Raw genomic sequence first — 9259 nt, 5'->3', positions numbered from 1 at the left:
AAACCACCAACCACCGAAATGGTCGGGGGCATAAAAGAACACTAACCAAAACAGTCCGCTGTTGAGTTCTCAAAGAACACACCCACACCATCACCCCGACCCCTAAACCAGGGATCGAAGCTCCGGGGAGCATTTCCTTCCGCTTCCTTGTGTCGGTAACTCTAGCAGGCCCTCTTTTCGGCGTTTTCAGGGGGGTCAACCCCGCGCTGATCGCTCCGAAGATCGAGCTCGTTGCTTGTGTTATCGACGCGCCTCGTAGTCTTGACGTCTACTTGGCGACTGCCTTACGTTACCCGGTGCGCTTCGCGGTGTCAAACCGCGCGCCCCGATCGGTGTGCGCTCCGCGGAGTTCGTTCCCGATCTCCAGGGCGCTCCCGCGGCCGTCCTCGCCAGGCTCTTGCGTCCTGTTCCGTCCGGCCGTCCGTGCGGCGAAGAGAAAGTTACGCACACCCTGCGTCAAAGTCAAATCGCCTGGTCAGACTCTTGACGTCGCTCCTTCGGGCGATCTCGGGTCACTTCTGCTTCGGGCGCAGCCAGAGCTTCACGGTGCTCGCCGAACCCGCCGAGCTGATCGCTTCCAGCAGGTCAGGGGCGGATACCGGCCGATTTCGACCCACCGGGACCAGGTCGTAGCCCCAGGTGCCGAACTCCCGCAGGGCCGCTCCGGGATCGTCACCCAGCTGGCGGATCGCGTCCGGTGTGAAGGAGCACACGATCGAAGGACGGTCGCGGCGCAGCAGGCGGACCAGGCCGCCGAGCACCCGGTGCACCCGCCCACCCACGTCGACGTGCACGACCGAGAGCTTCAGGTTCTGCAGCGCCTCGTGGTTCTCCAGCTCCCGGTCGAGCCGGACGCCGCGCACGGACGGTGGCTTGTCGCCTTCCGGCGGGCTGACCGACAGGCCGCCCGCGAGCGACGATTCCGCCGCCAGCTGGCACGAGCCGTCCCATGCCGCGCCTTCCACCAGCACCAGCCGGTGTCCCCACGCCGCAGGCACGTTGACTTCGACGTTGTGCTTGAGCAGTGCGCCGCTTCGCGGGCACGGTTCGACCGCGACGACCGCGCCGCTGTTGCCGAGCCTGCTCAGCACTCGCACGGTCTGGTAGCCCACGTACGCGCCGACGTCCATGAAGACGCCGTCGGGTTCGAGCAGGGAATCGATCAGCGCGGACACGTCGCCGTCCCAGCTCGAATGCGACGACAGCCACGGCAGCATGAAGCTGTCGTCGGCCGGCAGCCTCAGCAGGCCCGCGTCGCAGAGGACAGGCGTCGTGGTGCCGTCGCCACCTCCGATGTTGCGCTCGTGCTCCCGCAGCAGGATGCGTTGCAGGACGTCGGTGCGTTGCAAGGCGCTCGCCGCATCGTGCGAGGCGATGCGGAGGCCCGCCTCCACGTCTTGGTCGCCTGTTCGGCGCTGTTCCAGCGCATCCATCCGGTCGAGGATCCGCTCGACCGCTCCGGTCAGGCTGTCCAGGCGTTCCGCCAGGGCGTCCACGCGCTGATCACCGCCCTCGCCCGCTTCGAGCTTCCGCAGCCTGCGGTGCTGCTCGGCCAGGTCGGCCCGGGCTCGGACCATGCCGTCGTCGGTGCCGAGCAGCTGGGCGCCGTGCTGGTCCTGGCGCCTGATGAGCTGGGCCAGTTCCGCTCGCACCGCCTCCATGTCGCCTTCGCCGTCCGCCTCGTACTGGCGGCGGAGCAGCTCGGAGGCGGTCTGCTCGACTCCGTCGACGAGCGAGCGCATCACGTCGCGGATGTGCTCGTCGTAGTGGCTCAGCGCCTTGAGCACGGCCTTGCGCAGCGCCGGTGCCATCGAGTTCCGGCTGCTGGCGCCCACGTCCGGTGCCCGGTGCAGCGCGTGCCGCGCCACCAGCAGCGGGCGCAGCGGGTCGTCGAACTGGCCGTGGCTGTCCCGCGACCACTTCGTGCGCCAGTTCCGGTATGCCTGCTCGACGCGCTCGCGCAGGCGTGCGCCGGCACGCGCGACGGTGTGGGCCGCGAGCAGGTTTTCCTTTGCTGCCGCGCCGAATGCCGCGGTGGCGTCCGGGTCGTCGGCGGCAGCGCGCAAGAGCTCCGCGGCGGCTTCGATGTCCGGTTCTCCAGGACCCGCGCAGGGCACGAGGCGCGCGGCTTCGGCGCCGAAGAGCTCGGCCACCGCGCCGTGCTCCCCCGCGATCACCGGCACACCGTGCGCGGCGACCTCCAGCAGCCTCAGCACGTGGTCGTCGCCGGCATCACCTCGGTGCAACGACACGAAGCAGTCCGAGGCGGACAGCAGCGGGTGGAGGCCGAGGTCCTCTTCTACCAGCAGGACCCGGGAATCCGTCGCGGTCGCCAGGCGCAGGCGCTCGGCCGCTTCCGGGTGGTCGACCGCTCCGACGACGCCGATGAGCAGGCGGACCTCGTCGCGCTCCGGGAACGCCGCCAGGAACGCGCTGACCACGCCGAGCGCGTTGTCCGCGCGCTCTGCCGCGTGGTCCACGAAGGCCCCGAACACGAACTCGTCGGACAGCCCGAACTTGGCGCGGGCGCCTTTCCTCGTCGGTAAATCGATCCGATCGCGTTCCGGTGCCGGTAGTGCGACGACCCTGGTCTTCGTGCCGTTGCGGCGGGCCGCGGCGCGGCCGCTCTCCGACAGCACCCAGGTTTCCGCCACATCGGCGGTGTCGGCGGCTCCGTTGTGGACGTCGATCACGTACCTGCCCGCGGGCACCGGCAGGCCCGGTTCGCAGCGCAGGACGACCGGGTAGTAGGCCGTGTCGGCCGACGGCAGCCCGGATGCGCGGACCGCGGTTCGCATCAGCTCCGCGAGTTGCCCGTCTCCGAGCACCGCGACGCCGAGCTGGTCGACCAGGGCCGCCCGGTTGTCGATCCTGCGGTGCACCGCCTCGGCCGGGACCCGGCCGCTGGCCACGCCGACGCCGACGCACCACTCGTGGAAGGCCTCGGCGTTGGTGCCGAACGGGTCCGGGTAGTCGCGCCGCAGGATCGGGTCGTCCGCCCACACCGCAGCGGTCCAGCGGGAGCCGCCGGCCGCGCGCTGCCGGTCGTCGGCCGGGGCGCACGACCACTCCCGGAACTCCGCCAGCGGGCCGTCCGGTTCGAAGGGGCTCGGCGGTGGTTCGCCATCCTCCTGCCAGGCGTCGAGGTACTCGCGGCGCAGCGTCGCGGGCAGCACGACTCCGTCGGGCAGGACGTCGAACGGGTGCGGCTGCTCGCGGGTGTACCCGGCCCCGACCAGCGCGTTCCGGTAGCCCGCGCAGAGCCCGGCGAGCACCGGGTTCTCGGAGAGCAGGATCCGCGGGCGGTCGGCGTAGGCCGTGGACAGCAGCCAGGGCCGCTGCGGTTGGAAGCCGTCGAAGTGGACGCTCCGCAACACGGTGCCGTCCACGGTGTGCCGGCCGTCGCCCACTGCCACCAGCTCGCGCTGGGCCGCGTTCCACACGGACAGGCCGACGCCGGGATCGCGGATCACCTGGTGGTCGACCAGCGCGGGCGCGCCGTCCAGCACCGGCGCCGCCGCGCTCGGATCGGCCCGCAGCTGCTCCACCCACGTCGCGAGGAGCTGCTCCGCACCCGGGCGGACGGCGAAGGCGCTGGGATCGAAGGTGCCCGATTCGGCGAGGTCGGCGGGGTTGGGGCGCAGGCCGTCCACCGCCAGCGGGCGCAGCACCCGCGGTACCAGGGCGACCGGCCGCTCGTGGGTCAGGCCCGCGACGAGATCGTCGAAGCGGCCGAAGAGCTGGACGGACGGTTCGAAGTACAGCACCGTCGCGCCGGACTTCAGCAGGTGCTGCAGGAACATCGGGCGCAGCACGTTGCGCAGCTGCTCCGCGGTGCAGCCCATCGCCAGCCGGGCGTACTCCGTCGCGTCGAGACCGATGTCGGCGAAGGTCAGGCCGTCCGCCTCCGGCCGGTCCGCGCCCGGCAGGTCGACCACCAGCAGCGCGAACTGCGCGTTCGGGTGGTGGCGGCGGAACGTCTCGCGAAGCACCCGCGCGGCCGGGAGCTGGTCGCGGCACGCGACGGTGCAGCCGAGCACGGTGCGGGCACCGCGGTCCTCCGGCGTTTCGGCGGGCCACTCCGGCTCGCCGAACAGCTCGGCCGGTTGCTCCAGCACACCGGATTGCAGGGTGGCTTCCACGGCGGATTTGCCGTCGGGGCTCCCCGCAGTCACTGGGTCGGGCTGCGCCTGCGAATCAGTCACGGGCGCAACCTATCGCTCCTCGCGCCGCAGCAACACGGCCAACCCCATGAGTTCGCGGACCGGGACGCGCGGTCTTCGGCGGGCACGCCCGCGCCGACCGGCGCCGAGTGCCGCCCGGCGCCCACAGGCCGAGAGTTTTCGCAGGTCAGTGGTCGTGAGCACGTTGAGTCGCCATGGCGATCCAAAGTACTCACGACCCCATGAGCTGGCCGAACTCCTGCCTCGCTCAGAGCATCGGCATCAGGGTGCGGAGCTCGTACGGCGTGACGTGGCTGCGGTAGGCGTTCCACTCCTCGCGCTTGTTGCGCAGGAAGAAGTCGAACACGTGCTCGCCGAGGGTTTCCGCGACCAGCTCGGAGGACTCCATCTCGGTCAGCGCCTCGGTGAGGTTCTGCGGCAGGTTCGCATAGCCCGCCGCCTTCCGCTCCCGTTCGGTCAGGCCCCACACGTCGTCCTCGGTGGCAGGCGGCAGCTCGTAGCCCTTCTGCACGCCGCGGAGCCCGGCCGCGAGGATAACCGCGTAGGCCAGGTACGGGTTGCAGGCCGAGTCCAGGTTGCGGACCTCGACGCGGCGCGAGGACGCCTTGCCCGGCGAGTACATCGGCACCCGGACCAGCGCGGACCGGTTCGCGTGGCCCCAGCAGACCGCGGTCGGCGCCTCGCCGCCGACGACCAGCCGCTTGTAGGAGTTCACCCACTGGTTGGTCACGGCGCTGATCTCGCGGGCGTGGTGCAGGATCCCGGCCACGAACGCCCGGCCGATGTCGGACAGCTCGAACGGGTTCTCCGGGTGGTAGAAGGCGTTCTGGTCGCCCTCGAACAGGCTGAAGTGGGTGTGCATGCCCGAGCCGGGCTGCCCGCTGAAGGGCTTCGGCATGAACGAGGCGCGCACGCCCTGGGTGATCGCGACCTCCTTGACCACGTACCGGAACGTCATCACGTTGTCGGCCATGGTCAGCGCGTCGGCGTAGCGCAGGTCGATCTCCTGCTGGCCGGGCGCGCCCTCGTGGTGGCTGAACTCCACCGAGATCCCCATCGCCTCCAGGGTCTCGATGGCGTTGCGCCGGAAGTGCGGGGCGGCGTCGTGGCTGGACTGGTCGAAGTAGCCGCCGGAGTCGGCGGGCACCGGTTCGGTGCCGTCGTCCGGCAGGTTCTTCAGCAGGAAGAACTCGATCTCCGGGTGCACGTAGCAGGTGAAACCGGACTCGGTGGCCTTGGCCAGGGTGCGGCGCAGCACGTGCCGCGGGTCGGCCCAGCAGGGCGAGCCGTCGGGCATGTGGATGTCGCAGAACATTCGCGCCGAGTAGTGCTCGCCGTCCGGGGTCTCCCATGGCAGCACCTGGAAGGTGGTGGGGTCCGGCTTGGCGACCATGTCCGATTCGTAGACCCGGGCGAAGCCCTCGATGGCCGAGCCGTCGAACCCGATGCCCTCGGCGAAGGCACCCTCTAGCTCGGCGGGCGAGATCGCCACCGACTTGAGCATGCCCAGGACGTCGGTGAACCACAGCCGCACGAAGCGGATGTCACGTTCCTCCAAGGTGCGGAGCACGAACTCCTGCTGGCGGTTCATGCACGCAGCCTAAGAGTTCCGACTGCGAATTGCGTAACTGGTCCATGAACCCCGGGAAAGACGCCTCGGCGAGCGGCCCGATCCGGCCGCTCGCCGAGCGGCAGCCGGCCTAGCCGAAGCCGACCGCGGCGACCAGGAGGGGCAGGATCAGCCCGATGAGGATCGCCCCGGCGACGTCGAAGACCGCGCCGGAGCGGATCATCTTGGTGATCGGGACCGCCCCCGACCCGTAGACGATCGCGTTCTGCGGCGTGGACACCGGCAGCATGAACCCGAACGAGGCCGCGAAGGTGGCAGCCAGAGCGGGCACGAATGGATTCGCCCCGGCAGCCAGCGCCACCGGGATGACGATCGGGACGACCACCGCCGCCGAGGCGGTGTTCGACGTCGTCTCCGACACCAGCACCGCCAGCACGATCGCGAACACCGTGATGGCGACGCCGCTGGTGAAGCCGAGGTTGCTCGCGGCACCCTCGCCGATGGTCTTGGCGAGCCCGGTCTCCGACAGCAGGGAGCCGAAGATGATGCCGGTGCCGAACAGCACCACGGTTCCCCAGTCGATCCGACTGGCCTCGGTCCAGGTCAGCGTGAACCGCCGCTTGGACCAGTCGGTCGGCAGCACGAACAGCAGTGCGGCGCCGAGGACCGCGACGATGCCCTCGTCGAGGCGTTCGCTGACCGCGTCGTACGCCGCCGAGTCGTTGCCCGCGATCAGCGCGACCACGCCGGGGGTCACCCACAGCGCGACGGTGATGCCGAAGGCGATCAGCGTGTTCTTCTCGGCCCTGGACAGCGGGCCGAGCTTGGCCCGTTCGCCGGAGACGTAGTCCTCGACGCCGGACAGCTTGTTGATCTCCGGCCGGTTGAGCAGCAGCAGAGTGCCCGCCAGGACCAGGAACATCGGCACGCACACCGGCGCGGCCATGGCCATCCACTGCAGGAAGGAGATGCGTTCCCCGGTGGCCTCCTCGATGAGGCCGCGGCCGATCAGGTTCGGTGGTGAGCCGATCGGTGTGAGCAGGCCCCCGACGCTGGCGCCGTAGGCGAGCATCAGCATCAGCGCCACGCCGACCCGCAGCCGGAGCGGGTCGAAGTTGGCGCCCTCCGGCAGTTTCTGGCGCACGAGCTCCGCGATCACCGCCAGAATGCCGACCGCGGTGGGCAGCAGCATCGCGACCGTGGCCGTGTTGGACACGACCGACGAGAGCAGGCAGGTGATTACCCCGAAGGCGATGATCACCCGCGAGGTGCTGCGGCCGACTCCCGGCAGGGACAGGATGCTGAAGGCGAAGCGCCTGGCCACGCCGTGCCGGAGCATCGCCTGGGCAAGGATGAACGCACCGATGAAGGTGAACACCGTCGACGACCCGAACGGCGCAAGCACGTCGTCGGGTGGCATGACCCCGAGGATGACGACGGCTGCGACGCCGATGAGGCCGCCGACCGGGATCGGCACGGGTTCGCACACCCACAGCACGATGACGCCGAGTAGCACCGCGGCGAGCTTGTGCTGGGCCGGTTCGAGTTGGGTGGGTATCAGGAGGAACGCGATGGTCAGCACCGGGGCGAGGAGCAGCCCGGTGGTGCGGCGAGCCCGTTCGAACCGCTCCTCCGCCGGAGAGAGCACCTGTTCGCCCAGACCTCGGTACGTGCTGCCGGACAGCAGCACCGATGTCACGCTCTGCGCGGCGGCCGATCGGCCCGAATCGTCTGCTTTGTCCATGCCCGAGACCATAGGCCGCATGTGATCCACTTCACCAGAGTCCTTTCGATTTACCCTGACGAGTGATGCGCGAAGGGCGCCTCTGACCCATTGCGAGGTCGGAGGCGCCCTTCGGTCGGAACTAGGTCATCCGTTCGAGGTGCAGCGGGTTCCTTCTGCCGGGAGGGTCAGGTCGACCAGGTACTTCGTGGTCGCGTCGTCGACGCAGGTGACGCCCTGCATGAAGACCGTGTGCTGGGTGCCCTCGAAGGTCAGCAGGCGGCCGTGCAGGGCATCCGCGAGCTTCACGCCGGCCTGGTAGGGCGTGGCGGGGTCGCCGGTCGTGGAGATGACCAGCGTCGGCGGCAGCGCCCCCACCTCCGGCTCGGTGGTCTCGCCGGTGACCGGGACCGGCCAGAACGCGCACTTGTCGCGCGCCGCGCTGGGCGGGTTCCCGTTGTCCAGGAACGGAGCCACCTCGCGGTAGCGGTGGTCCGCCTCGCGGAGGATCGCCGGGTCCTCGATGCGCTGGTCGTCGACGCAGTGCACGGCGTCGAACGCGTCGGTGGTGTTGGTGTACTGCCCGTTGCTCTCGCGGCTGAAGTAGTTGTCCGCGAGGGCCAGCAGCCGCCGGCCGCTGCCCTGCCGGAGCTCGTTGAGCCCGTTGTCCAGCTGGTCCCAGAGGCTCGGCGCGTACAGCGCCTGGATCGCCGCCATGGTGGCGTCCTTGTAGGACAGCTCACGGCCGTCACCCGCCGGGGCCGGGTGGTCCACCAGCGGGCGGGTGAGCTGCTGGAACACCGCGACGGCCTGCGCCGGGTCGGAGCCCAGGGAGCACCGCTGACGCTTGGCGCACCAGGCGGCGAAGTCGTTGAAGGCGCGCTGGAAACCGGCGCCCTGGGCGACCAGCTGGTCGACCGTGGACTGCCCGGGGTCGACCGCGCCGTCGAGCACCATCGCCCGCACGTTGCCGGGGAAGGTCTCCGCGTACTCCGCGCCGATCCGGGTGCCGTAGGAGTAGCCGAGGTAGGTCAGCTTCTGGTCGCCGAGCACCGAACGCAGCACGTCCATGTCCTTGGCGACCTCGCGGCTGCCGACGTTGGCCAGCATCTGGGTGCCGGTGCGCTCCGCGCACTTGCCCGCGTAGTCGCGCTCCTCCTGCTCGGTCGCGGCGATCCCGGCGGGCGAGGTGTCCGCGTCGGAGTCGAGCCGCTCGGCGTCGCGCTCCGGGCCGGTCAGGCAGCCCACCCTCGGCTCGGAAGCGCCGATGCCGCGCGGGTCGAACCCGATCAGGTCGAACCGCTCACCCAGGTCGGTCTGCTCGACCGACGAGGCGACGCTCGCGGCCGCGCTCATCCCGGAGGCCCCCGGGCCACCCGGGTTCAGCAGCAGCGAGCCGACCCGGTGCTCCGGGTCGGTGCCCGGCTTGCGCAGGATGCCGAGCGTGATCGCCTGCCCCTGGGGTTCGGCGTAGTCCATCGGGACTTCCAGCCGCGCGCACTCCAGGCCGGTGTCGTCGAAGGCGGTCCGGTCGCTGTCGGACGTCGCGTACGGGGCGCAGGCCCCCCAGGACAATGTCTGCCCGTAGTACCGCTCCAAGCCCGCCGGCACCGGCCCGGCCGGGCCCTTGCGCTCGGTGTGCGGCTGCAGCGGTGCTGTATCTCGCGTGGGCGGGCTGCACGCGGCCGCGCCCAGCAGGGCCACCACGGACAGCACGGTCAGTAGGCGGTTCACTCACGAATCGTGACACGCATCGCGCGGCGCGGCTCACAGTGGGCAGCA

The 9259-nt window shown here is 70.4% G+C and carries 4 protein-coding genes; all 4 read right to left on the bottom strand.

The features are described from left to right. Nucleotides 1-512: 512 nt before the first annotated feature. Entirely contained in the window at nt 513-4205 is a 3693-nt protein-coding gene (locus AC07FN_RS31630; RefSeq protein WP_478398903.1) for an FkbM family methyltransferase, read from the bottom strand. Nucleotides 4206-4431: 226 nt separating this feature from the next. Next, a complete protein-coding gene (locus AC07FN_RS31625; protein ID WP_132488170.1) occupies nt 4432-5775 on the bottom strand; it encodes a glutamine synthetase family protein in 1344 nt (447 codons plus the stop codon). Nucleotides 5776-5884: 109 nt separating this feature from the next. Beyond that, nucleotides 5885-7498 (bottom strand): SLC13 family permease, encoded by a 1614-nt coding sequence (locus AC07FN_RS31620; protein ID WP_478398902.1) that lies wholly within the window; start codon nt 7496-7498, stop codon nt 5885-5887. A 126-nt stretch (nt 7499-7624) separates the two neighbouring features. Then, nucleotides 7625-9211 (bottom strand): alpha/beta hydrolase, encoded by a 1587-nt coding sequence (locus AC07FN_RS31615; RefSeq protein WP_478398901.1) that lies wholly within the window; start codon nt 9209-9211, stop codon nt 7625-7627. Nucleotides 9212-9259 lie beyond the last annotated feature (48 nt).

The organism is Saccharopolyspora sp. NPDC045941, from assembly GCF_056431445.1.
This window is presented reverse-complemented; position numbering and strand designations above follow the sequence as displayed.

Coding starts and splice junctions, on each gene's coding strand:
- AC07FN_RS31625 (WP_132488170.1), bottom strand. CDS start 5,775: ATGAACCGCCAGCAGGAGTTCGTGCTCCGCACCTTGGAGGAACGTGAC.
- AC07FN_RS31620 (WP_478398902.1), bottom strand. CDS start 7,498: ATGGACAAAGCAGACGATTCGGGCCGATCGGCCGCCGCGCAGAGCGTG.